The sequence below is a fragment of the Micromonospora sp. ZG13 genome (genome assembly GCF_059359355.1).
Map to the genome: position 1 here is coordinate 48,332 of NZ_JCADBQ010000013.1, position 22,735 is coordinate 71,066.

Genomic DNA, 22,735 nt, shown 5'->3' on the forward strand with positions numbered 1-22,735 from the left:
CGCAGGCCCCGGAGAAGACGTCCGGCGCGACCGGCGCGGTCGATCCCGTACGCCCCGACACGCCGCTCGCGGCGGGCGGCGACGCGGGCGCGGCGACCGAGGGGGTCGTGCTCCCGTTCCCCGCCGACGTCATCGGCGACCACATTCCGAGCGCCGGCTTCGCGCTCTCCACCGCGCCCACCGGCCGCCGGGTCCGGGCGCGGCTGGCGCGGTTCAACGCGCCCTGGCAGTCCTCGCAGGTCAGCGAGGTGCTGGAGCCGCTGATCTCGACCCACCGCGACGCCCACCCCAAGGCGGACGCGCGGCTGCTCCAGCGCGCCTTCGACACGGCGGCCCGCTGGCACTCCGGGCAGTACCGCAAGTCCGGCGACCCCTACATCACCCACCCGCTCGCGGTCGCCACGATCCTGGCCAACCTGGGCATGGACACCACCACCCTGGTCGCCGCGCTCCTGCACGACACGATCGAGGACACGGAATACACCCTCGACCAGATGCGCGCCGACTTCGGCGGCGAGGTGGCGCTGCTGGTCGACGGGGTGACCAAGCTCGACAAGGTCAAGCTGGGCGACGCGGCCAAGGCCGAGACCATCCGCAAGATGGTCGTCGCGATGGCCAAGGACCCGCGGGTGCTGGTGATCAAGCTGGCCGACCGGCTGCACAACATGCGTACCCTCACCTTCCTGCCCCGCCCGAAGCAGGAGCAGAAGGCGAAGGAGACGCTGGAGATCCTGGCCCCGCTGGCCCACCGGCTGGGCATGAACACGATCAAGTGGGAGCTGGAGGATCTCGCGTTCGGCACGCTCTTCCCGAAGCGCTACGAGGAGATCAACCGCCTCATCGGGGAGCACCAGCCGCAACGCGAGGCGCTGCTGCGCCAGGTCACCCAGAAGGTGCAGACGGACCTGAAGGCCGCCAAGATCAAGGCGGAGACGACCGGGCGGCCGAAGCACCTCTACTCGATCTACCAGAAGATGATCGTGCGGGGTCGCGACTTCAACGACATCTACGACCTGGTCGGGGTGCGGATCCTGGTCGACACGGTGCGCGACTGCTACGCGGCGCTTGGCGTGATCCACGCCAACTGGCAGCCGGTGCCGGGCCGGTTCAAGGACTACATCGCGATGCCCAAGTTCAACATGTACCAGTCGTTGCACACGACGGTCATCGGGCCCACCGGCAAGCCGGTCGAGATGCAGATCCGCACGTACGCGATGCACCGCACCGCCGAGTTCGGCATCGCCGCGCACTGGAAGTACAAGGAGCACAAGGGCACCCAGATCGTCGGCCCGCCGGCGCACATCGACGAGATGACGTGGCTGCGCCAACTGCTGGACTGGCAGCGGGAGGCGGCCGATCCGAGCGAGTTCCTCGACGCGCTGCGCTTCGACCTGTCCAGCCAGGAGGTGTACGTCTTCACCCCGAAGGGCGACGTCATCCCGCTGCCGACGGGTTCGACGCCGGTGGACTTCGCGTACGCGGTGCACACCGAGGTGGGGCACAAGTGCATCGGGGCGCGGGTCAACGGCAAGCTGGTGCCGCTGGAGTCGACGCTGTCCAACGGCGACGTGATCGAGATCTTCACCTCGAAGTCCGACACGGCCGGCCCGACGCAGGACTGGCTGGGCTTCGTCAAGAGCCCGCGGGCGCGTACGAAGATCCGGCAGTACTTCAACAAGGAGCGGCGCGAGGAGGCGATCGAGGCCGGCAAGGACGCGATCGTCAAGGCGATGCGCAAGCAGGGCATGCCGTTGCAGCGGATGCTCACCTCCGACGCGCTGATGGCGATCGCCCGCGACCTGCACCTCGCCGACGTCGCCTCGCTCTACGCCGCCGTCGGCGACAGCCAGGTCTCCGCCCAGTCGGTGGTGCAGAAGCTGATGGCCGCGTACGGCGGCGAGGAGGGCGCGGCGGAGGACATCGCCGAGACCGCCGTCGCCACCCGGCCGCCGCGCAGCCGGCAGAGCAGCGCCGACCCGGGCGTGGTGGTGCGCGGGGTCAGCGACGTCTGGATCAAGCTGGCGCGCTGCTGCACGCCGGTGCCGCCGGACTCGGTCTTCGGCTTCGTCACCCGCTCCGGCGGAGTCAGCGTGCACCGCGACGACTGCGCCAACGCCGAGGACCTGCGGGCGCAGGCCGAGCGGGTGGTGGAGGTTAGCTGGAAGCTCACCTCGGCGTCGACCTTCCTGGTCGCCATCCAGGTCGAGGCGCTGGATCGGCACAAGCTGCTGGCCGACGTGACCCGGGTGCTCTCCGAGGAGCGGGTGAACATCCTCTCCGCCACGGTCACCACCACGCGCGACCGGGTGGCGGTGAGCCGGTTCAGCTTCGAGATGGCCGACCCGAAGCACCTGGGCCACCTGCTGGCCGCGGTCCGCAAGGTCGACGGCGTCTTCGACGCCTACCGCGTCACCTCCGGCGCCTGACCCGCCCTCCCGCCCGCCTACCGCGGGAGGGACAGCGCAACGACGAGCGCCCGCCGGCACTGCCGGCGGGCGCTCGTCGTACGGCTGGGGTGTGGTTCAGCCCTGGGGGGCGCTCATGGTGAGCTTCTTGATGGTGACTTCCTTCTTCGGGTGGCCGCCACCGGCCTGCTTCGCGAACGCCTTGTCGTCGCCCGCCGCCGCGACCTGCTTGACGAGGTCCATGCCGCCGGTGATGGTGCCCAGGACGGTGTACTTCGGCTCCAGCGGCGAGTCGCCGTAGACGATGAAGAACTGGCTGCCCGTGCTGCCCGGCTGGCCCGAGTTGGCCATCGCGATCACGCCCTCCGGGTACGGGGGCCGCTTGTCGGTGGGCAGGTTCTCCTCGGCGAGCCGGTAGCTCGGGCCGCCGGTGCCGTCGGTCTGGCGCCAGCCCTTGCCCGTCGCGCTCGGGTCACCGCACTGGAGCACCTTGATGCCCTCGGTCACCAGCCGGTGGCACTTGCTGTTGTCGAAGAAGTTCTTCTCCGCCAGGTGGGTGAAGCTGCCCGCGGTGCAGGGCACCGCCGCCCGGTCGATCGTGGCGGTGATCGGGCCCAGGTCGGTGTCGATCGTCATCGTCTGGGTGCCCGTGGCCGACTGCTGCACGGGCGGCAGCCCGACGTCCTTGATCTGCGGGGACCGCTGGTCGGTGGGGACCTCGGTCCAGGCGCACTGCACGTTGCCGGCCGCCGGGCCGGCGGTGTCGGTCTTGTCGTCGTCACCGAGGGCGGTGACGAGCCAGACCGTGCCGGCGACGACGAGGACCAGGACCGAAGCGGCCCCCACGATCGCCTGGGTCTGCCGGCGCTTGCGGGCCCTGGCCGCGCGCTCGGCCATCTCCTTCTCGAGCCGGGCGCGCGCCGCCGCGCGCTGCCGCTCTCTGGTGGACGTCACGCCTGGATCCTCCTGGGCTGTCTGTGGCGCGGTCGGTGCCGCTGAGGTTGGTGGGGCGGCCGGGTCAGCCGGCGCTCGGGCTGGCCGCCGGAGCGCCCGAGGCGGGCGGCGTCGGCGCCGAGGCCGCCTGCGCCCCGGGCTCACCGACGGTCAGGCTCTGCACGACCACGTCGTCGTCCTTGGGCTTGACCTTGGCCCCGGTCCCATTGTCCACGGTCGGCTTGGCACCGATCTTCGCCAGCACGTCGATCCCGCCGGTGACCCGGCCGATGATCGGGTACTTCGGGTCGGCGGTCGTGAAGTCCTTGAAGAACATCAGGAACTGGCTGCCGTTGGCGCCCGGCGGGTTGGCGACCATCGCGACCGTGCCCTTCGGGTAGGTCGCGGGCTGGCCGGCCGCCGGGCTCGCCGACGGCGACGGCGCGGTGGGGACGTTCTCGTCGTAGAACGAGTAGGTGGGGCCGCCGAGCCCGGTGCCGCTGGGGTCGCCGCAGCGCACCGCGCCCTCGGCGGTGATCTCGTGGCACTTGGTGTTGTCGTAGAACGACCGGCTGGCCAGGTGGGCGATACTCGCCGCCGCGCAGGGGGCGCCGGCCAGGTCCAGCTCGACGGTGATCGGCGCGCCCTGGTTGGTGGTGACGGTCATCGGGCGTACGCCGTCGGTGGGCAGCCCCTGGGTCGCCGGGGTGCCGACGTCCTTGAGGTTGGTGTTCGCGGTGGCGTCCTGCGGGGTCCACAGGCAGACGTCCTCGGTGGCCGTGTTCTCCTTCGGCTCGTCGTCGAAGGCGCCCAGCGCCCACGCCGAGCCGGCCACGATGAGCACGAGCACGACGGCGACGCCGACACCGGCCTGGATCTGCCGGCGGCGTCTGACGGCGGCGGCCCGGCGGGCGAGTTGCCGGTCGAGCTTGGCCCGCGCCAGTTTGCGCTGCCGGTCCCTGCTGGAAGCCACCCGTGCTCCCCTTCCTCTACCCTGGTCGTCACCGGTGGTCGGGCGTCCTGCGCCCGTTCGACGGCGGGTGCGCCACGCCACACGCCCGCCAGAGTGTACGGCTACCGGCTGGGAAAGTGGTGTACGAGGTCCGGGCCGGGTTTATCGGAACGCGTCACTGCGCCCGGTGGGGCCCACGGGACGCACGCGATCGCCGCCGCACCCGGTGCCCGGGACGGGGCCCGGGTCGGCGCCACGCGGGACGCCCCGGACGCACGCGCAGAACCCGGTCGCCCCGCCCGATAGGCTGCTGACAGGCAACGGATTCGACGGAAGGGGAGCGGACGTGCTCGTGGCCGGCTTTCCCGCGGACGCCTTCGGCACCAACTGCTACGTGGTGGCCGCCGCGCCGGGGGAGCAGTGCGTGGTGGTCGACCCCGGCATCGGGGTGCTCGACCGGCTCGACGCCCTGCTGGCCGAGCATCGGCTGCACCCGGCCGCCGTCCTGCTCACCCACGGCCACCTCGACCACACGTTCTCGGTGGCGCCGGTCTGCGGCGCGCGCGGCATCACCGCGTACGTGCACCCCGGCGACCGGGAGATGCTCGCCGACCCCGCCAAGGGGCTGTCGGCGGATCTCAGGGCGCTCTTCGGCGGGCGGCTGCCGTACACCGAGCCGGAGGACGTGGCCGAGCTGACCGACGGCGCCACGCTCGCCCTCGCCGGGCTGGAGATCACCGTCGACCACGCCCCGGGCCATACCGGCGGGTCGGTGCTCTTCCGACTGCCGGCCGCTGGCTCGTCCTGGGAGGCGGATCAGCTCTGCCTCTCCGGCGACGTCCTGTTCGCCGGCTCCATCGGCCGCACCGACCTGCCGGGCGGCAGCATGACGAGGATGGTCACCAGCCTCCGGGACAAGATCCTCCCGCTGGCCGACGACACCGTCGTGCTGCCCGGCCACGGCCCCGCGACCACCATCGGCCGCGAGCGCGCGACCAACCCGTACCTCGTCGAGGTGGCGGGTGGCGGCGCGCGACCGGCGGCCCCCGCCCGCGGCCTCTGACCGGCCGCACCGACTCCCGCGGCCGTGGCCGGCCGCGCCGACTCTTCGCCCGCGCCGAGAAGCGCGGGACCGCGAACGGAGCATCATGAGCAAGCCCACGCCCATCTCCGGCTTCCCGGAGTGGACGCCCGCGCAGCGGATGATCGAGCAGTACGTCCTCGACAAGATCCGCGACACCTTCGAGTTGTACGGCTTCGCCCCGCTGGAGACCCGCGCGGTGGAGCCGCTGGACCAGCTGTTGCGCAAGGGGGAGACCTCCAAGGAGGTCTACCTGATCCGGCGCCTTCAGGCCGACACCGACGGCCCGGCCGGCGACGACGCGCTCGGCCTGCACTTCGACCTGACCGTGCCGTTCGCCCGCTACGTGCTGGAGAACGCCGGCAAGCTCCAGTTCCCGTTCCGCCGCTACCAGATCCAGAAGGTGTGGCGGGGTGAGCGGCCGCAGGAGGGGCGCTACCGCGAGTTCCTCCAGGCTGACATCGACATCGTCGACCGGGACACCCTCGCGGCGCACCACGAGGCCGAGATGCCGCTGGTGATCGGCGACGCGCTGCGCTCGCTGCCGATCCCGCCGGTGAAGATCCAGGTCAACAACCGCAAGATCTGCGAGGGCTTCTACCGGGGCATCGGGCTGACCGACCCCGAGGCGGCCCTGCGCGCGGTGGACAAGCTCGACAAGATCGGCCCGGCGAAGGTGGCCGAGCTGCTGGCGCAGACCGCCGGGGCGAGCGAGGCACAGGCGAAGGGGTGTCTGGCGCTGGCGGAGATCTCCGCGCCGGACGCCTCCTTCGCGGACGCCGTACGCGCCCTGGGCGTCAGCGACCCGCTGCTCGACGAGGGCGTCGAGGAGCTGGTCCGGGTCGTCGAGACGGCCGCCGCGCACTCGCCGGGGTTGTGCGTGGCCGACCTGCGCATCGCCCGTGGCCTGGACTACTACACCGGCACCGTCTACGAGACGCAGCTCGTCGGCTACGAGCGCTTCGGCTCGATCTGCTCCGGCGGCCGGTACGACAACCTGGCCAGCGCCGGCGCCACCCGCTTCCCCGGGGTGGGCATCTCGATCGGGGTGACCCGGCTGCTCGGGCTGCTCTTCGGCGCCGGGGCGCTGTCGGTGTCGCGCGACGTGCCGACCTGCGTCCTCGTCGCGGTGACCAGCGAGGAGCGGCGTGCCGCCAGCAACCGGGTGGCCGAGGCGCTGCGCTCGCGGGGCGTACCGACCGAGGTGTCGCCGAGCGCGGCGAAGTTCGGCAAGCAGATCCGCTACGCCGAGCGGCGGGGCATCCCGTACGTCTGGTTCCCCGGGGCGGACGGCGCGGCCGACGAGGTGAAGGACATCCGTTCCGGCGAGCAGGTCGCCGCGGCGGCGGGGGAGTGGACGCCGCCCCGGGCGGACCTCAGGCCGCTGATCAGCTGAGACATTACTGGCGCGTACGCGCGATCGGACCTACGGTGGCGTAAGTTACGCCACCGTAGGGAGATCGTCGTGACCGCACTCAGCCAGACCGCCCTGCTCCTCGAACTGGAACCCGTCGTCGAGAAGAACCTCGACCGGCACCTGGCCGTCGCCAAGGAGTGGTTCCCGCACGAGTACGTGCCGTGGAGCGAGGGGCGCACCTTCAACGGCCCGCTGGGCGGCGAGGCGTGGTCGGAGTCCGACTCGACGATCCCCGACGTGGCCCGTACCGCGCTGATCGTCAACCTGCTGACCGAGGACAACCTGCCCTCGTACCACCACGAGATCGCCACCCTGTTCGGCCGCGACGGCGCCTGGGGCACGTGGGTGCACCGGTGGACCGCCGAGGAGGGCCGCCACGGCACCGCCATCCGCGACTACCTCACCGTCACCCGGGCGGTGGACCCGGTGGCGCTGGAGCGGGCCCGGATGACGCACATGTCCGCCGGCTACGCCAACGTGCACGACGACGAGGTGCTGCACTCCCTGGCGTACGTCTCGTTCCAGGAGCTGGCCACCCGTATCTCGCACCGCAACACCGGTCGGGTCACCGGGGATCCGGCGTGCGAGGCGCTGCTGGCCCGGGTCGCGGCCGACGAGAACCTGCACATGGTCTTCTACCGCAACCTGCTGGCCGCCGCCTTCGAGCTGGCGCCGAGCCAGGCGATGCGGGCGGTGGCCGACGTGGTGGCCGACTTCCAGATGCCCGGCAACGGCATCGACGGCTTCGCCCGCAAGTCCGTGGCGATCGCCCTCGCCGGCATCTACGACCTGCGCCAGCACCGCGACGACGTGGTGGCGCCGGTGCTGCGCCAGTGGGACGTCTTCAACGTGACGGGGCTCGACGCCGACGGCGAGGCCGCCCGCGACCAGATCGCGGCGCACCTGGACGACCTGGAGCGCGCCGCGTCCCGCTTCGAGGAGAAGCGCGACGCCCGCGCCGCCCGCCTCGCCTCCCGCTGACCCCGACCCTCGCGACAGGGCCGTCGATCACGCAGTTGTGGCGGGGGACGGAACACCTGGACCACCAGGATCCCGGCACCACAACTGCATGATCCGACTACTCGGTGGGCGGGGTCTCCAGGGGGAAGAGGAGGCAGGTCGAGGTGGCGTGGGCGACCAGGCGCGACTTCGCGTCGAGCAGCTTCGCCTCGGCCAGGGCCGTGCGGCGGCCGCTCTGCAGGACGGTGCCCTCGCAGCGCAGGGTGCCGCTCGCGACGGTGACCGGGCGGAGGAACTTCACGTTCAGGTCCAGCGAGGTATAGCCGACCCCGGCCGGCAGGGTGGTGTGCACCGCGCACGCCGCGGCGGTGTCCAGCAGGGTGGAGATGACCCCGCCGTGCACGGTGCCCAGCGGGTTGTAGTGGAACTCCTGCGGGACGAGTTCGACGGCCACCCACCCCTCGTCGGCCTCCATGCGGGACATGTCGACCAGGTGCATGATGGGCGGCGCCGCCAGCTCGCCGGCGATCATCGCGCGGAGCAGTTCCAGGCCGCCGCGCCGGCCGACGTGCGCGGCGTTGATGCCGGGGTCGGACCACGAGAAGGTACGGCTGCGCGCCGGATCCTGCGTCTGTGTCATGGACTCAGCCTGGCAGCGCATTGCTGAGTCTGTCAATCAGACCTAGCCTGGGGCGCATGAGACCCGCGGCACTGGACTGGTCGGTGGAGAACTGCACCATCGCCCGCGCGATGGAGATTCTCGGCGAGCGGTGGACCCTCGTGGTCCTGCGCGAGGTCTTCAACGGCGTCCGCCGCTTCGACGACATGCGGGTGCGCACCGGCGTGCCCCGGCAGGTGCTGGCCAACCGGCTGGCGATGCTGGTGGAGCGCGGCGTCCTGCGGCGCGAGCCCTACCGGGAGCCCGGCAGCCGCGAGCGCCACGAGTACCGGCTGACCGGGATGGGGCTCGACCTGTGGCCGGTGCTGGTCGCCGTCCTCGGCTGGGGGGACCGCTACCTGGCCGACCCGGAGGGCTCGCCGTTGACGGCCGCGCACCGCGACTGCGGCGCCGAGGTCCGCGTCGAGCTGCGCTGCGAGCGCGGCCACGAGATCGTCCGGCCGCGCGACGTGGTGCCGCGACCGGGGCCAGGGGCGCGCCGCCGCGCCGGCTGAACCGCCGGCGGGCCCGTGCCGCGACGCGCGGACGGCGGTCGCCGCCCGCGCGTCGGTCGGGCCCGCTACCAGCCGAAACCGGCGGCGTACGAGACGCTCGCCAGGACCTGCTGGCCCGAGGCGTTCGGGTGGAAGTAGTCCCAGGTGGAGAGCTGACCGAGGGTGAACGGGTAGCCGAACACGGCGTTGTCGTCGAAGTCGCAGTTCGGCCCGTACGCGGCGCAGGCCTGGGCGAGCTGCGTGTTGTAGTCGACGACCCGCTGGCGTACCCGGTTGCGCCGGTCCACGTCCGCCTGCGCCGTGGAGGTCGGGTTGGCCAGCATCGACTGGCAGATGCCGAACAGGGACCAGGCGCTGCGGGCGCTGCCGCTGTCCTTGCCGACGGCCCAGAGCCGCTGGATGTCCGGCACGCTGATCAGCTGCACCCGGGCAGTGGGCAGCCCGGCCTTGAGGCGACCGAGCGCGGCGTCGATGTTGGCGCGGTAGGTGGTCACCGGCGTCATCGCCGCCTCCGTGCTGGTGCAGGCGTCGTTGGCGCCGATCAGCATGGTGACGTAGTCGACGCCCTGGCTGACGGCGGTGCCGGCCTGGCCGTACATGTCGGCGGACTTCGCGCCGCTGCGCGCGTCGTTGTGGTTGCGCCCGTTGATGGCCGTGTTCTTCGCGCGGATACGCAGGTACTGGCTGTTGACGGTGGAGTAGTCGCCGGTGCTGAAGGACCGGGAGGTGCAGTCGCTGTACCAGCCGCAGGCGTTGAAGCCGCGGGTGATCGAGTCACCGAGGCTGGCCATCGAGTTCGGGGGTGGACCGGGGTCGGCGGCGGCCGGGCTGGCGGCCAGCAGGACGAGGGCGGTGAGGGCGGCGAGGGGAGCGAGGAGTCGTCGGGCGGACTTCATGGCGGCCTCCGGATCGCGCGTACCGGATGGTGGGACGGTGGATCGAGCGTATCGATGCGCGTCAGTGTCCACAATGTTTCGGGCCGATGGCCGCGGCAGCCGGGGCGAAAAGGACAAAGTCGGGTCTTGCCTACTTACTCAAGTATGTGAATACTTCACTCAGCTCGCCTGGTTCCCCCAGGCCGGACGGGCTGATCCAGGCCCTTGTCGCCCCGACGAGGGCCCGAGACCCCCTCCCTGGAGGTTTGTTACATGCGACCCACGAGGTCCTCGCTCCGTCGTGCCGCCGTCGTCGCCGCGGCCGGCGCCATGGTCGCCGGCTCGCTGATCGGCGCGCCCGCCCAGGCCGCACCCTCGTTCGCCTCGCCCGACGCCGCCGCCGGCCTGGCCGAGCGCCTCGGCGACCGCTCCGCCGGCACGTACGCCGACGCCAGCGGCAAGATGGTCGTCACCGTGACCGACGCGCTCGCCGCCCGCCAGGTCAGCGCCGCCGGCGCCACCCCGAAGCTGGTCAAGCGCGGCGCCAGCGAGCTGGCCCGGGCCACCTCGGAGCTGGACCGCTCCGCCAAGATCCCCGGCACCGCGTGGTGGACCGACCCGGCCACCAACCAGGTCGTCGTCTCCGTCGACAGCACCGTCACCGGCGCCAAGCTGGAGCGCGTCAAGGCCGCCGCCGAGCGGATGAACGGCGCGATCCGAATCGAGTCCGAGGCCGGCGTGCTCGGCACCCGGATCTCCGGCGGCCAGGCCATCTACGCCGGTGGCGGCGGTCGCTGCTCCCTCGGCTTCAACGTCCGCAGCGGCAGCACCTACTACTTCCTGACCGCCGGGCACTGCACCAACATCTCGTCGAGCTGGTACAGCAACTCCGCCCAGACCAACCTGCTGGGCAGCCGCACCGGCACCAGCTTCCCGGGCAACGACTACGGCATCGTGCGGCACAACAACTCCGCCAACGCCGCCGGCAACGTCTACCTCTACAACGGCAGCTACCGGGACATCACCGCGGCCGGGAACGCCTACGTCGGCCAGTCGGTGCAGCGCTCCGGCAGCACCACCGGCCTGCGCAGCGGCTCGGTCACCGCGCTCAACGCCACGGTGAACTACGCCGAGGGCTCGGTCTCCGGCCTGATCCGCACCAACGTCTGCGCCGAGCCGGGCGACAGCGGCGGCTCGCTGTTCAGCGGCTCGACCGCCCTGGGCCTGACCTCCGGTGGCAGCGGCAACTGCCGCACCGGCGGCACGACCTACTTCCAGCCGGTCGGTGAGGCGCTGAGCCGCTACGGCGTCAGCATCTTCTGATCGATCGCACCGCAGCGGGCCGCCGGGTGATCCCGGCGGCCCGTCCGCGTGCCGCGACCGGTTCGCCGGACTGGACCCCGCAGGTCGGGGTACGTTCCGGCCGGTGAGCGCCTCCGTGACCCCGCCCGCCGTCGACGCCCCCGCGTCCGCCTGGGCCCCGCTGCGGCTCGCCGCGTTCCGCAGCCTCTGGCTGGCGGTGCTGGCCAGCAACGTGGGCACCTGGATGCAGACCGTCGGCGCACAGTGGCTGCTCGTCGACGAGGCCAACGCCTCGACCCTGGTGTCGCTGGTGCAGACCGCCAGCATGCTGCCCGTCCTGCTGCTCGCCCTGCCCGCCGGCGCGCTGGCGGACACCCTCGACCGCCGCCGGCTGCTGATCGGGGTGCAGTGCTTCCTGGCCACCGTCGGCGTACTGCTGACCGGCCTCACCGCCGCCGGCCGGATGCCGCCGGCGCTGCTGCTCACCCTGACCTTCGCGCTCGGCGTCGGCCAGGCGCTGACCCTGCCGGCCTGGCAGGCGGTCATCCCCGACCTGGTGCCCCGCCGCCGTCCTGGTGGTACTCGCCCTGGCACCGGGCCCCGTGCCGGTCGCCCTGGCCCTGGTGCCCGCCGGCATGGCGTGGATGACCGTGCTGTCCAGCGTCAACGCCGCCATGCAGCTCTTCCTGCCCGGCTGGGTACGTGCCCGCGGCCTCTCGGTCTACCAGATGGTCTTCGCCGGCGGGCAGGCGCTCGGCGCGCTCACCTGGGGTGCGCTCGGCGAGCTGACCAGCCTCGTCGTGGCCCTCTGCGTGGCGGCCGGGGCGATGGCGGTCGGCGCGGCGAGCGTGCCGCTCTGGCCGCTGCGCGAGACCCGGGGCCTCGACCGGGACCCGGCGGTCTGGTGGCCCGAGCCGCACCTGACGCTGCCGGCGGACCCGCGGACCGGGCCGGTGCTGGTGACCGTCTCCTACACGGTGCCGCCGGAGCGGCAGGCGGAGTTCGTCGCGGCGATGCGCCTGGTGGGCAGGTCCCGACGGCGTACGGGGGCGATGCGCTGGGGCCTGTTCCGCACGGGCGAACGGGCGGACGGCTACGTCGAGGTCTACCAGGTGCCCTCCTGGGAGGAGCACCTGCGCCAGCACGGCGGCCGGCTCACCGGCGCCGACCGGGGGGTCGAGGAGCGGGCCCGGGCGCTGACCGTCGGGGAGATCGTGGTCAACCACCTCCTGCCGGCAGACCCACGCGACTGACCCGGCGTCAGCCGGCGGTGACGCTCGCGCCCGTGAACACGACCGCACCATCCGGGAACTCACACTGGATCCGCAGTACGAGTTCGTCGGCGCCCTCCACGTCCGCGACGAGGTCGCGGGGGGCGGTCATCCGTGCCTCGAACTGCTGCCCCCGTACGACGCGGGTGACGGTGTCGTCCTTCTCGCGGATCGTCACCTGCGCGTAGACGAGGACCGCACCGTCGCGGTCGTCCGCTGACGGGAAATACGGCCGGACGGTCGCGGTCAGTTCGAGAAAGCGTCGCTGCAACCGGTACGTGACTTCCCGCTGCTTGTCCGATCCGGTGTTTCTCGGGCAATTGATGACGATCGACCGATCGTATTCTGGGTGGCCGGCCAGTTGCCGCGGCAGTTTGACGAGATTGGCCGCACCGGCCTCGACCGGCAGCGTGTCCAGTCGGACCGCGGTCGGCGATCCGGCCGGCGCGACCTTGGCGGGCCCGGAGCCGGGCGGGTTCACCGGGCCGGCCCCCGGCGTACGTGTCGGTGTGGCGGAGCGGTCTGCCTTTCCCCACCCGAGGTCCCAGCCGGAGACGTCCCGCGCGAGAGTGAGCGCGGTGAACAGCACACCCAGCGCGGTGAATATCAGGGTCACCCGCACGAAGGGGTTCGCCGCCCGACTCTGGCCCGAGTCTTCCATGTCTCGCATCGTCCCTTCGCCATGGCCGTGGCCGTGTCGGTCCAACGCAGATGCCTGTCGGAGTATTGTCACCTTCGCGCTGTCGAAGATTACTCCGCCCGGGGTGTCACGCATTCCTGATAACGTGCGGGCTCAAGCCGGTGAGCACTGGCGGCCCGGCGATGTCGAATCGACCTCTGCCATTGCAGGAGGTGGTAGGTGTGAACCAGCCCGACCCCCCGCAGGAGCCATCCACGCATCCTCCGGCGACGCCGCACCAGCCCGGCACGACGCCTCCCTCCCCGCCTGTCGGCGGCCCCGAGGTCCCGTGGGCGTCGAGCGCGACCCGTCCCCCGTCCGCGCCCGCACCGGGCGGTTCCCGGCGCAACCGGTTCGGCGCGGTGGTGCTCGGCATCGCGGTGCTGGCCCTGCTGGCGTCGTTCGGTTCCGCCGTCGTCTCCTGGCGGGCGCTCGACCAGGCACGCACGGCGCGGGACATCGCGTCGGCCCGCTCGCCGGTCGTCGTGCCCACCGCCACACCCGCCGGTTCCGAGGCGTCTTCCCTGCCGTCGCCGAGCGATCCGGTGGACGCACCTGACGGCGGAACCGGGCCGGGGGAGGCGCCGCGCTCACCGGGGCAGCCTCCGGTGCTCAACGAGCGGACCGTCTACCAGGCGGAGTACGAGGCGCAGAGTCTGACGCTCAACCCGGCGAAGTGCTTCGCCGAGATGTACGTCGACCTCGACGAGCCGCGGGCGAACGTCGGTCTCGGCAGCTCCGATCTGACGTTCAGTCCGGACTGCCAGGCGGGGGCGCCGTACGTGCAGTTGGGCGCGGGCGTTGACGGCAGCGAGACGGCGCGCGCCGGCATGCGGCCGCAGGAGTGCGCGGACGCGATCCGCGCCGCGCCGATCGCCGAGAACGCGGAGGTGCCGCTGCGCAAGGGCAGCTGGCTCTGCGTCAGCACCAGCTACTCCAAGGCCAGAGAGCGGCGCGACGACTGGCGGATGGTGCTGATCGAGGTCGTCTCGATCAGCAACGAGCGCTCGGTCGTCCTCCGGGCCACCGCCTGGAACATCCCGGAGGACTGAGGCTGCGGGCGCACCGCCGTCGTCGGCGGAGCCGACGGGCCACTCGACGCGGAGCATGACCCTCGACGGGTGGCGCGGACCCACGCCCGGCAGGACTGACAGAATGCCAGGGGTAACGGTGTACCGCAGATGAGGAGACGCTAGTCGTGATCCGTACCCATGACGCCGGCAGCCTGCGCGCGACGGACGCCGGCACCACGGTGACGCTCGCCGGGTGGGTGGCCCGCCGGCGCGACCACGGCGGCGTGATCTTCGTCGACCTGCGCGACGGGTCCGGCGTGGTCCAGGTGGTGTTCCGCGAGGAGGACGCGCACGCGCTGCGCAACGAGTTCTGCGTCCGGGTGACCGGCGAGGTGACCCGCCGCCCCGAGGGCAACGAGAACCCGGAGCTGCCGACCGGCGAGATCGAGGTGACCGCCGCCGAGCTGGAGGTGCTCTCGGAGGCCGCGCCGCTGCCCCTGCCGGTGGACGACCAGGTCGAGGCCGGCGACGACATCCGGCTTCGCTACCGCTACCTCGACCTGCGCCGCAGCGGCCCGGCGAAGGCGATGCGGCTGCGCTCGCGGGCCAACCAGCTCGCCCGGACGGTGCTGCACGAGCGGGACTTCCTGGAGATCGAGACCCCGACGCTGACGCGGTCCACCCCGGAGGGCGCCCGCGACTTCCTGGTGCCGGTGCGGCTCCAGCCCGGCAGCTGGTACGCGCTGCCGCAGTCGCCGCAGCTGTTCAAGCAGTTGCTGATGGTCGGCGGCATGGAGCGGTACTACCAGATCGCCCGCTGCTACCGCGACGAGGACTTCCGCGCCGACCGGCAGCCGGAGTTCACGCAGCTCGACATCGAGATGTCCTTCGTCACCGAGGACGACGTCATCGACCTCGGCGAGGCGATCGTCTCGGCGCTGTGGAAGGACCTGGCCGGCCACGAGATCTCCCGGCCGATCCCGCGCATCACCTGGCACGATGCGATGGCCCGCTACGGCTCCGACAAGCCCGACCTGCGCTACGGCGTCGAGCTGACCGAGCTGACCGACTACCTGCGCGGCACCGCGTTCCGGGTCTTCGCCGGCGCGATCGACGCGGGCGGCTACGTCGGCGCCGTCGTCATGCCGGGTGGCGCGGCGCAGAGCCGCAAGGAACTCGACGGCTGGCAGGACTGGGCGAAGGCGCGCGGCGCGCGCGGCCTGGCGTACGTGGTGCTCGACGCCGAGACCGGCGAGGCGCGCGGGCCGGTGGCGAAGAACCTCTCCGCCGAGCACCTGGGCGGGCTCGCCGACGCGGTCGGCGCCAAGCCGGGCGACGCGGTCTTCTTCGCCGCCAGCGCCAACACCCGCGAGGCGCAGGAACTGCTCGGCGCGGCCCGCATCGAGATCGCCAAGCGGGCCGGGCTGGTCGACGAGAGCGCCTGGGCGTTCTGCTGGGTGGTCGACGCGCCGATGTTCGAGCGTACGGACGAGGGCGGCTGGACGGCCGTGCACCACCCGTTCACCTCGCCGAACGCCGAGTGGGTCGACCGGTTCGAGGAGGCGCCGGACCGCGCGCTGGCGTACGCGTACGACATCGTCTGCAACGGCAACGAGATCGGTGGCGGCTCCATCCGTATCCACCGGGGCGACGTGCAGAAGCGGGTCTTCGACCTGCTCGGCATCACCCCCGAGGAGGCGCAGGACAAGTTCGGCTTCCTGCTGGAGGCGTTCAAGTACGGCGCCCCGCCGCACGGCGGCATCGCGTTCGGCTGGGACCGGGTCTGCATGCTGCTCGCCGGCGCGGACTCGATCCGCGAGGTCATCGCCTTCCCGAAGACCCGGGGCGGCTTCGACCCGCTGACCGGCGCGCCGACGCCGATCACCGCCCAGCAGCGCGCCGAGGCCGGCATCGACGCCAAGCCCAAGCCGCAGGCCGCCCCGCACACCGGCACGGCCGGCCCGGCCGCCCCGGTCGCCGACCCCACCTGACCCGGCCCACCGGCCCTGGTGAGTCGACCATGAAGTTGCCGGCGTGCCACGACGGCACCTTCATGGTCGACGCTGGAGGTGGGGCGGGATGAGACTGCTCGTGGTCGGGGGCAGTGGGTTTATGGGTGCGGAGGTGTGCCGGCAGGCGGTGCGTGCCGGGTGGTCGGTGGTGGGGACGTACCACTCGGGGGCGATCGGAGCGCCGGGGGTGGCGGCGCGTCGCCTGGACGTGACCGACCGCGTCGCGGTCCGCGCGCTGGTCGCCGAGGTACGCCCCGACGCGGTCGTCGGCACCCCCTACCGGTACGGCGACTGGGCGGTCACCGCGGACGGCGCGGCGCACGTCGCGTACGCCGCTGCCGAGGCGGGAGCCCGGCTGGTGCACATCTCCAGCGACGCGCTGCACGCCGGCCGTCCCGAGCCCTACGGCGACGACGAGCCACCCAGCCCGGTGTTTCCGTACGGGGCGGCCAAGGCGGCGGCCGAGACGGCGGTCCGTGTCCTCGACCCGCGCGCGGCGCTGGTGCGTACTTCGTTGATCGTCGGGGCGGGGAGCAAGCAGATCCAGCTCTGCCACGACGCGCTCGCCGGCCGGGCGAGCCTGTTCACCGACGAGTTCCGCTGTCCGATCGACGTCACCGACCTGGCCGCCGCCGTACTGGAACTCATCGGCACCGACTACGCCGGCCCGCTCAACGTGGCCGGTCCGGACGCGGTCAGCCGCGCGGAACTGGGCCTGCTGGTCGCCGCGCACACCGGCATCGACCCGGCCGGCATGAAGACCACCACCGGGGTCGCCGCCGGCATGCTCCGCCCCGCGGAGGTGCGCCTCGACTCCACCCGCGCCGCCGGGCTGCTCCGCACCCGCCTGCGCGGGGTGCGCGAACTGCTGACCCGCTGACCGCTCGGAACCGCGCGCACACGCTTCCAGCCGTGCACACTTCCTATGCACAACCCTTGTGCATAGGAAGTGTGCACATTTATTGTGCAGGGATGGAGAATTCTTCTGCGGCCCGTGAGCCGGCTCGCGAGGTCCGGATCGACCACCGGCAGGTGCGGGTGCTGGCGCACCCGCTGCGGATGCGACTGCTCGGCGCGCTACGGATCAAGGGCCCGTCGACCGCCACCCGCCTCGCCGAACTGCTCGGCACCAACACCGGGGCCACCAGCTACCACCTGCGTCAGCTCGCCGAGGTCGGCCTCGTCGTGGAGGATCCGGACCTCGGCACCGGGCGGCAGCGGTTCTGGCGTGCCGCGCACGACGTCACCAACTGGGAGCCCAGCGACTTCGACGACGACCCGGACGCCCGGGCGGCCATCGAGTGGATCGAGGGCGACCAGGTCCGGTGGTTTGTCCAGCACGCCGAGCACTGGTTCGCCGTCCGCCACAAGTACTCGCCGGCCTGGCGTGACGCCCTCGGCATGGGCGACATCTTCATGACCGTCCCGCCGGACCGGCTCGCGGCGCTGACAGCCGAGCTGTGGCGGGTCCTGGAGCGGTTCCACGGCGAGGCTGACCCGGCCGAGCCGGGTGCGGAGCAGGTGCAGATCTACCTGGCCGCCTTCCCGCTGCTGGCGGACATGCGGCTCGCGGACCCGTCAGGCGAGGAGGACCGGTGAGCACGCTGTCCGTACGCCAGATCCGGCGTCGCTACCTCGTGCTCTACGGCCTGCGCTGGCTGCCTGCCGGCCTGCTCATCCCCGTGATGATCCTGTTGATGCAGGAACGCGGCCTTTCGCTCTCCCAGATCGGTCTGGTCGCCACCGCACAGGGTCTGATCGTCCTCGCGCTGGAACTGCCCACCGGCGGGTTCGCCGACGCGCTCGGCCGCAAGCCCGTGCTCGTCGCCGCCTGGGTGACCTGCGTGATCTCGCTCGCCGTCTTCGTGGTGGCCGACTCGTTCTGGCTCTTCTTCCTGTCCTGGGCGCTGCAGGGCGTCTACCGGGCGCTGGACAGCGGCCCGCTGGAGTCCTGGTACGTCGACGCCAGCCTCGCCGCCGACCCGGAGGCCGAGTACGAGCGTGGCCTCGGCTACGCCGGCACCGTGATCGGTGTCGCCATCGGTGCCGGCGCGCTGCTCAGCGGCGGTCTGGTCGCGCTCGGCCCGATCGGGTCGGTGAGCGCGCTGACCCTGCCGGTGCTCGCCGCCATCGCCCTTCAGACGGTGGCGTTGGTAACGCTGCTGATTCTGCTGGTGGAATCCCGCTCAGCCAGGAGCGCCGGCGCGCTGCGCGCCTCGATCACCGAGGCACCCCGGATGGTGGGGCAGGCGTTCGGGCTGCTGCGCCGCTCCCGGGTGCTGCTGGCCCTGGTGGCCGTGGAGCTGTTCTGGGGCTTCGGCATGGTCGCCTTCGAGGGGTTGCTGCCAGTCCGGCTCGCGGAGGTCGTCGGCGACGCCGACCGGGCGGCGGCGCTGCTCGGCCCAGCCACCTCCGTGGCCTGGCTGGCGAACGCGGCCGGCGCCGCGCTGACCCCGCTGATGCTGAGCCGGCTGGGCGCCGCACCGAGCGCCGCGCTGCTGCGCGTCCTGCAGGGCGTCACGGTCGTCGGGATGGGCCTCTTCGCCGGCCCCGTCGGGGTGCTGATCGCCTACCTGGCCTGCTACGCCGTGCACGGCGCGTCGAACCCGCTGCACATGGGACTGCTGCACCGTCAGGTCGACGGTCCCTACCGGACCAGTGTCATCTCGCTGAACTCGATGATGGCCGGGGGAGCCGGAGCGCTCGGCGCCGTCGTACTGACCGCCCTGGCCGATCGCACCAGTATCAGCCTCGGGATGTTCGTGGGCGCTGTGGTGCTCGCCGTCGCCGCCCCGCTCTACCTGCCCGCCTGGCGGGCCGAACGTCGGGCGCGGTCCGGCCCGGGCGAGCACGCCACCGCCGATCCGGCGCGGCCCGTGGACCGCGCCGCTGACCTGGCCCTGACGAGCGGGAACGCCGACGGCGGTGGGGGAGCGCCGGCCTGACTTCCGCCAGGGCGACGGGCGGTTGCCCCGGCGGTGCGGGCCGGGACCCTGCAGGCCGCAACGATGCGCGAGAAACGCTCCCCGGGCCGAGCCGGCCCGCACCGCGCGGCTCAGCCGAGCTGCACCGAGCTGCGGGCCAGGCTCGCGGCGAAGCCGAGCCGCCGGTAGAGCCGGATGGCCCCGACGTTGACGCTGTAGACGCCGAGGGCCACGGTGTCGTGGCGGGCGAGCAGGGCCCGGGTCATCGCGGCGGTCAGCGCCGCGCCCAGGCCTCGGCCCCGCCGGTCGGGGGCGACGGTCAGGCCCGCGAGGAAGCCGATGTCGCCCCGGCTGCGGTCGGCGCCGCAGGCGACGATCCGGTCGCCGTCGCGGATGCCGTACCAGTCGACGATCCTCGGGTCGCCCGGGCGGGAGGTGGTGGTGGGGAACGCCTCGTCGATCAGGGCGGTCAGCGCCGGATGGTCGGCCTCGGTGAGCCGGACCACCCGCTCCTCGTCGGGCTGGCGCGGCGACGCCTGGGTGGTCCAGAGGAAGTCCCACTCGTCGTGGCGGGCCACGGCCAGCCGGCCGGGCAGCGCCGCCGGGTCGAGTCGCGGCAGGTGCAGCCACTGACCCGGCCGCAGGGCGTCGCGCGCGAGCAGGCCGGCGAAGAGTTCGACCGCCGGTCCGGGGGCGCCGAGCGCGCCGCCGCGCGGGCCGTGCTCCGCCGGCAGCAGCCAGCCCACCGCCTCGCCGCGCCGCCAGCCGCGCGGCACCTCGCCGTGGGTGAGCGCGTGCCGGGCGTACGGGTGGTGGCCGGCGGCCGTCAGGATGGCGTCGCGCCCCTCCAGGGCCCGGTCGGCGATGATCATGCGTCCAGCCTAGGAGGCGCCGGGGCCGCCGGCGGGCGTACCCCGGTCCCCGGCAGTCGGCAGGGCCGCCCGGAGAGCGGGTCGCTCCACGCTGGAGATTGACGAGCGGACCGATTGGGTACATCCCGCGCCGACCCACTGGGAACCCCCACCGGAGGAACGTCATGCTCGCCATTCTCGCGGCGGTCGTTTTCGGCTTCGCCCTGCTCATCGACCTGCTGGACACCAACTTCGGTGCCCCGGACCTGTTCAACTGGAACACCCTCGTGCTCATCGGCCTGCTGCTGCTCTCCCTGTACCTGGCCGGGGTCGGCCGGGGCCCGCGCGGCGGTGGCGGCGGGGGCGGCGGCCGGTGGTATCGGGGCCGGCGCCCCGGCCGCGGCTGACCGCAACCGATCATCGCGGGCCCGGCCCGACGGCGCGCTTCCGGCGCCGTCGGCCGGGCCCGGTACTGTTCCCGTGATGGAGTCCGACGCCCTCTTCTCCCTCGGTGAGCCCGCCGCGGCGCCCCCCGCGCCCGCGGGTTCCGTCGGCGTGGACGGGTTCACGGCGGTGGGGGAGGATTCGCCGCTGCCCGTCCGGATGCGCCCGCGCAGCATCGACGAGCTGGTCGGGCAGGAGCACCTGCTCGCGCCCGGCGCCCCGCTGCGCCAACTGGTCTCGGCCACCGCGCCGATGTCGGTCATCCTCTGGGGCCCGCCCGGCAGCGGCAAGACGACCATCGCGCACCTGGTGGCCCGCGCCACCGACCGCCGCTTCGTCGCCATGTCCGCGCTCACCGCCGGCGTCAAGGACGTGCGCGCGGTGATCGACACCGCCCGACGTCAGCGCCGCTCCGGCGGCCCGCAGACGGTGCTCTTCATCGACGAGGTGCACCGGTTCAGCAAGACCCAGCAGGATTCGCTGCTCGCCGCCGTCGAGGACCGCACGGTCACGCTGCTCGCGGCGACCACCGAGAACCCGTACTTCTCGGTCATCTCGCCCCTGCTGTCGCGGTGCGTGCTGCTCACCCTCCAGCCGCTGGATGACACGGCGGTGCGCGACCTGCTGCGCCGCGCGGTCGCCGACGAGCGCGGGCTCGGCGGCGCGCTCACCCTCGAGACCGAGGCCGAGGACCATCTCGTACGCCTCGCGGCCGGCGACGTGCGCAAGGCGCTGACGGCGCTGGAGGCGGCGGCGGCCTCCGCCACGGCCCTCGGCGCCGGGCGGATCGACCTCGCCACCGCCGAGCAGGCGGTCGACGTGGCGGCCGTGCGCTACGACCGGGCCGGCGACGCCCACTACGACGTCACCAGCGCCTTCATCAAGAGCATGCGCGGCTCCGACGTGGACGCCGCGCTGCACTGGCTGGCCCGGATGCTGGTCGCCGGCGAGGACGCCCGGTTCATCGCCCGTCGCCTGGTCATCTTTGCCAGCGAGGACGTCGGCATGGCCGACCCGACAGCGCTGAGCGTGGCCACCGCCGCCGCCCACGCCGTGGAGTACGTCGGGCTGCCCGAGGTGCAGCTCAACCTCGCCCAGGCCGTGATCCACCTGGCGACCGCCCCGAAGTCCAACTCGGCGACCACCGCCATCGGCGCGGCCATCGCCGACGTACGCGCCGGCCGGGGCGGGCCGGTGCCGCGCGGGCTGCGCGACGCGCACTACTCGGGCGCCAAGGGGCTGGGGCACGGGACCGGCTACCGCTACCCCCACGACGACCAGCGCGGCGTGGTCACCCAGCAGTACGCCCCCGACGACCTCGCCGGCACCGACTACTACCGGCCCAGCCAGCACGGCGCGGAGCGCGCGGTCGCCACCCGGCTGCCGCTGCTGCGCCGTATCGTCCGGGGGCTGCCCGCACCGGCCGCGCCCCCGGAGACACCGGCGGCGGTCGGAGACGGATCGGCCGGCAACGGCCGCCGACAGACGGAAACGGGCGGCGCCGACGCGACGCGAGAGGGCGGCAGAGACGCCGCCGGGGAGGGTCACCAGTGAGATCGCGTGGTTCGGAGCGACCGGAGGACGGCCCGGACGAGCGGCGCGACTCCCGCGCCAAGGGGCGCCGCTGGGGGCGGGGCAAGGCCGAGGCCGAGCCCGAGGAGCCGATCAGCGGCGAGGAGTTCGGCTGGATCGACGACCTGCGCTCGGCCAAGCAGCAGCGCACCGAGCTGGGCCCCGACGGGGTGGAGCCCGCCTCGCCTTCCGGCCCCCGCCCGGGTGAGCCGACGACTGCGGGCCCGGCCGGGCCCGCGCCCCATCGCGGCCCCGGCCCGACCGCCACGCCCCCGGTACGCCGCGGCGAGGCCGAGCCGCCGCGCCCCCGCCCGGTGGACGGGCCCTGGCCGGGCGCGCCGGAGCCGCCCCGGCCAGCCGGCCCCGCAGCCTCCGGGCCGGTCCCGACGCACCAGCCCGGCCCCCGGCCCTCGGCCGCCGGCCGCCCCCAACCCGGTCCGGACGGCCCGGACCGGCGGCCGCGCCCCACCCCCGGCGCCCCGACGGGGCCGCAGGTCGCAGCCTCGTCGCCTCCGTCTGCCGGCGCCCCGACGGGCCCGCAGCCGAACACCCCGGCCGGCCCGCAGGGAGTCGCGCCGGATCCGCGTGGCTTCCCGGCGTACCCGCAGGCCGACCCCCGGGCCCGCCCGCAGCCCGGACCGGCCGTCGGACCGCAGCCAGGCACGCCCCCGCACCCCCACGCGGGTGCGCCGGGCGGACCCCGCCCCGGTGCGGCGGTGCCCCCGTACCCGGAGGCGCCGCACCCCGCCGGGGCGCCCCCGGGCCGACGTCCCGACGGGCGGGCGGCGGTGCCGGACGGCCCGCCGCCGGCCGCCGCGCGACCGGGTGGTGCCGTGGGCGCCGCCCGGGTCGGCGTCCCGCCGCCCGGCAC

19 protein-coding genes and 2 pseudogenes are annotated in these 22,735 nt (G+C 73.3%); 15 read left to right on the forward strand and 6 right to left on the reverse strand.

Going from position 1 to position 22,735, the window contains the following annotated elements; all coding sequences use genetic code 11:
- Positions 1 to 95: 95 nt before the first annotated feature.
- A pseudogene (locus tag AC5L34_RS23035) lies at positions 96 to 2,426 on the forward strand (RelA/SpoT family protein); the annotation flags it as partial.
- Between the two features lie 96 nt (positions 2,427 to 2,522).
- Here the strand turns inward: AC5L34_RS23035 and AC5L34_RS23040 are convergent.
- Entirely contained in the window at positions 2,523 to 3,359 is an 837-nt protein-coding gene (locus AC5L34_RS23040; RefSeq protein ID WP_441177246.1) for a peptidylprolyl isomerase, read from the reverse strand.
- Positions 3,360 to 3,423: 64 nt separating this feature from the next.
- Positions 3,424 to 4,311, reverse strand: a complete 888-nt coding sequence (locus tag AC5L34_RS23045; protein WP_494826908.1) for a peptidylprolyl isomerase — start codon at positions 4,309 to 4,311, stop codon at positions 3,424 to 3,426.
- A gap of 325 nt (positions 4,312 to 4,636) precedes the next feature.
- Between AC5L34_RS23045 and AC5L34_RS23050 the strand changes: the two genes are divergently transcribed.
- The 3 genes from AC5L34_RS23050 to AC5L34_RS23060 all read left to right on the forward strand — a co-directional run bounded on the left by AC5L34_RS23050 (position 4,637) and on the right by AC5L34_RS23060 (position 7,769).
- Entirely contained in the window at positions 4,637 to 5,353 is a 717-nt protein-coding gene (locus tag AC5L34_RS23050) for an MBL fold metallo-hydrolase (protein ID WP_089001006.1), read from the forward strand.
- 85 nt (positions 5,354 to 5,438) lie between these two features.
- Positions 5,439 to 6,767: a histidine--tRNA ligase gene (gene hisS / locus AC5L34_RS23055; protein ID WP_441177248.1), complete on the forward strand. Its 1,329-nt coding sequence runs from the start codon at positions 5,439 to 5,441 to the stop codon at positions 6,765 to 6,767.
- 69 nt (positions 6,768 to 6,836) lie between these two features.
- Entirely contained in the window at positions 6,837 to 7,769 is a 933-nt protein-coding gene (locus tag AC5L34_RS23060) for an acyl-ACP desaturase (protein ID WP_494826910.1), read from the forward strand.
- A 97-nt stretch (positions 7,770 to 7,866) separates the two neighbouring features.
- Here AC5L34_RS23060 and AC5L34_RS23065 read toward each other — a convergent pair whose 3' ends face one another.
- Complete coding sequence (locus AC5L34_RS23065) at positions 7,867 to 8,388, reverse strand: PaaI family thioesterase (protein ID WP_101409204.1); 522 nt, start codon at positions 8,386 to 8,388, stop codon at positions 7,867 to 7,869.
- 56 nt (positions 8,389 to 8,444) lie between these two features.
- On the opposite strand from AC5L34_RS23065, the gene AC5L34_RS23070 reads away from it, so the two are divergent.
- Positions 8,445 to 8,921 (forward strand): winged helix-turn-helix transcriptional regulator, encoded by a 477-nt coding sequence (locus tag AC5L34_RS23070; RefSeq protein ID WP_494826912.1) that lies wholly within the window; start codon positions 8,445 to 8,447, stop codon positions 8,919 to 8,921.
- Between the two features lie 65 nt (positions 8,922 to 8,986).
- Here the strand turns inward: AC5L34_RS23070 and AC5L34_RS23075 are convergent, their stop codons facing one another.
- Positions 8,987 to 9,817 (reverse strand): GDSL-type esterase/lipase family protein, encoded by an 831-nt coding sequence (locus AC5L34_RS23075; RefSeq protein ID WP_494826914.1) that lies wholly within the window; start codon positions 9,815 to 9,817, stop codon positions 8,987 to 8,989.
- 252 nt (positions 9,818 to 10,069) lie between these two features.
- Here AC5L34_RS23075 and AC5L34_RS23080 point away from each other — a divergent pair, with 252 nt between their 5' ends.
- The 3 genes and pseudogenes from AC5L34_RS23080 to AC5L34_RS23090 all read left to right on the forward strand — a co-directional run bounded on the left by AC5L34_RS23080 (position 10,070) and on the right by AC5L34_RS23090 (position 12,351).
- On the forward strand, positions 10,070 to 11,119 hold the full coding sequence (locus tag AC5L34_RS23080) for a S1 family peptidase (RefSeq protein ID WP_363902307.1): 1,050 nt from the start codon (positions 10,070 to 10,072) through the stop codon (positions 11,117 to 11,119).
- A gap of 115 nt (positions 11,120 to 11,234) precedes the next feature.
- Positions 11,235 to 11,649: pseudogene (locus AC5L34_RS23085) on the forward strand (MFS transporter); the annotation flags it as partial.
- A gap of 51 nt (positions 11,650 to 11,700) precedes the next feature.
- Positions 11,701 to 12,351: an MFS transporter gene (locus tag AC5L34_RS23090; protein WP_494826916.1), complete on the forward strand. Its 651-nt coding sequence runs from the start codon at positions 11,701 to 11,703 to the stop codon at positions 12,349 to 12,351.
- A gap of 7 nt (positions 12,352 to 12,358) precedes the next feature.
- Here the strand turns inward: AC5L34_RS23090 and AC5L34_RS23095 are convergent, their stop codons facing one another.
- Positions 12,359 to 13,030, reverse strand: a complete 672-nt coding sequence (locus AC5L34_RS23095) for a hypothetical protein (protein WP_494826918.1) — start codon at positions 13,028 to 13,030, stop codon at positions 12,359 to 12,361.
- A gap of 200 nt (positions 13,031 to 13,230) precedes the next feature.
- Here AC5L34_RS23095 and AC5L34_RS23100 point away from each other — a divergent pair, with 200 nt between their 5' ends.
- The 5 genes from AC5L34_RS23100 (at position 13,231) to AC5L34_RS23120 (ending at position 19,018) form a co-directional block, all read left to right on the forward strand.
- Positions 13,231 to 14,100 (forward strand): hypothetical protein, encoded by an 870-nt coding sequence (locus AC5L34_RS23100; RefSeq protein WP_494826920.1) that lies wholly within the window; start codon positions 13,231 to 13,233, stop codon positions 14,098 to 14,100.
- A 146-nt stretch (positions 14,101 to 14,246) separates the two neighbouring features.
- Positions 14,247 to 16,052, forward strand: a complete 1,806-nt coding sequence (aspS, locus tag AC5L34_RS23105) for an aspartate--tRNA ligase (protein WP_357973834.1) — start codon at positions 14,247 to 14,249, stop codon at positions 16,050 to 16,052.
- 88 nt (positions 16,053 to 16,140) lie between these two features.
- Positions 16,141 to 16,953, forward strand: coding sequence for a sugar nucleotide-binding protein (locus AC5L34_RS23110; protein ID WP_494826922.1), 813 nt, complete (start codon positions 16,141 to 16,143; stop codon positions 16,951 to 16,953).
- A 92-nt stretch (positions 16,954 to 17,045) separates the two neighbouring features.
- Positions 17,046 to 17,672 (forward strand): helix-turn-helix domain-containing protein, encoded by a 627-nt coding sequence (locus AC5L34_RS23115; protein WP_441177257.1) that lies wholly within the window; start codon positions 17,046 to 17,048, stop codon positions 17,670 to 17,672.
- Positions 17,669 to 19,018, forward strand: coding sequence for an MFS transporter (locus AC5L34_RS23120; protein ID WP_441177258.1), 1,350 nt, complete (start codon positions 17,669 to 17,671; stop codon positions 19,016 to 19,018). The genes AC5L34_RS23115 and AC5L34_RS23120 overlap by 4 nt, the downstream gene beginning before the upstream one ends.
- A gap of 110 nt (positions 19,019 to 19,128) precedes the next feature.
- On the opposite strand, the gene AC5L34_RS23125 is transcribed toward AC5L34_RS23120, so the two are convergent.
- Complete coding sequence (locus AC5L34_RS23125; RefSeq protein WP_441177259.1) at positions 19,129 to 19,869, reverse strand: GNAT family N-acetyltransferase; 741 nt, start codon at positions 19,867 to 19,869, stop codon at positions 19,129 to 19,131.
- 164 nt (positions 19,870 to 20,033) lie between these two features.
- Between AC5L34_RS23125 and AC5L34_RS23130 the strand changes: the two genes are divergently transcribed.
- Together AC5L34_RS23130 and AC5L34_RS23135 are read left to right on the forward strand one after the other, a co-directional pair.
- The gene (locus AC5L34_RS23130; protein ID WP_089000992.1) at positions 20,034 to 20,255 is read left to right on the forward strand and encodes a hypothetical protein; all 222 of its coding nucleotides are present in this window, start codon (positions 20,034 to 20,036) and stop codon (positions 20,253 to 20,255) included.
- A 76-nt stretch (positions 20,256 to 20,331) separates the two neighbouring features.
- Positions 20,332 to 21,846: a replication-associated recombination protein A gene (locus AC5L34_RS23135; protein ID WP_494826925.1), complete on the forward strand. Its 1,515-nt coding sequence runs from the start codon at positions 20,332 to 20,334 to the stop codon at positions 21,844 to 21,846.
- The last annotated feature ends 889 nt before the right edge of the window (positions 21,847 to 22,735 follow it).

Coding starts and splice junctions, on each gene's coding strand:
- hisS (WP_441177248.1), top strand. CDS start 5,439: ATGAGCAAGCCCACGCCCATCTCCGGCTTCCCGGAGTGGACGCCCGCG.
- AC5L34_RS23065 (WP_101409204.1), bottom strand. CDS start 8,388: ATGACACAGACGCAGGATCCGGCGCGCAGCCGTACCTTCTCGTGGTCC.
- AC5L34_RS23070 (WP_494826912.1), top strand. CDS start 8,445: ATGAGACCCGCGGCACTGGACTGGTCGGTGGAGAACTGCACCATCGCC.
- AC5L34_RS23075 (WP_494826914.1), bottom strand. CDS start 9,817: ATGAAGTCCGCCCGACGACTCCTCGCTCCCCTCGCCGCCCTCACCGCC.
- AC5L34_RS23080 (WP_363902307.1), top strand. CDS start 10,070: ATGCGACCCACGAGGTCCTCGCTCCGTCGTGCCGCCGTCGTCGCCGCG.
- AC5L34_RS23095 (WP_494826918.1), bottom strand. CDS start 13,030: ATGGAAGACTCGGGCCAGAGTCGGGCGGCGAACCCCTTCGTGCGGGTG.
- AC5L34_RS23110 (WP_494826922.1), top strand. CDS start 16,141: ATGAGACTGCTCGTGGTCGGGGGCAGTGGGTTTATGGGTGCGGAGGTG.
- AC5L34_RS23115 (WP_441177257.1), top strand. CDS start 17,046: ATGGAGAATTCTTCTGCGGCCCGTGAGCCGGCTCGCGAGGTCCGGATC.
- AC5L34_RS23125 (WP_441177259.1), bottom strand. CDS start 19,869: ATGATCATCGCCGACCGGGCCCTGGAGGGGCGCGACGCCATCCTGACG.
- AC5L34_RS23130 (WP_089000992.1), top strand. CDS start 20,034: ATGCTCGCCATTCTCGCGGCGGTCGTTTTCGGCTTCGCCCTGCTCATC.
- AC5L34_RS23135 (WP_494826925.1), top strand. CDS start 20,332: ATGGAGTCCGACGCCCTCTTCTCCCTCGGTGAGCCCGCCGCGGCGCCC.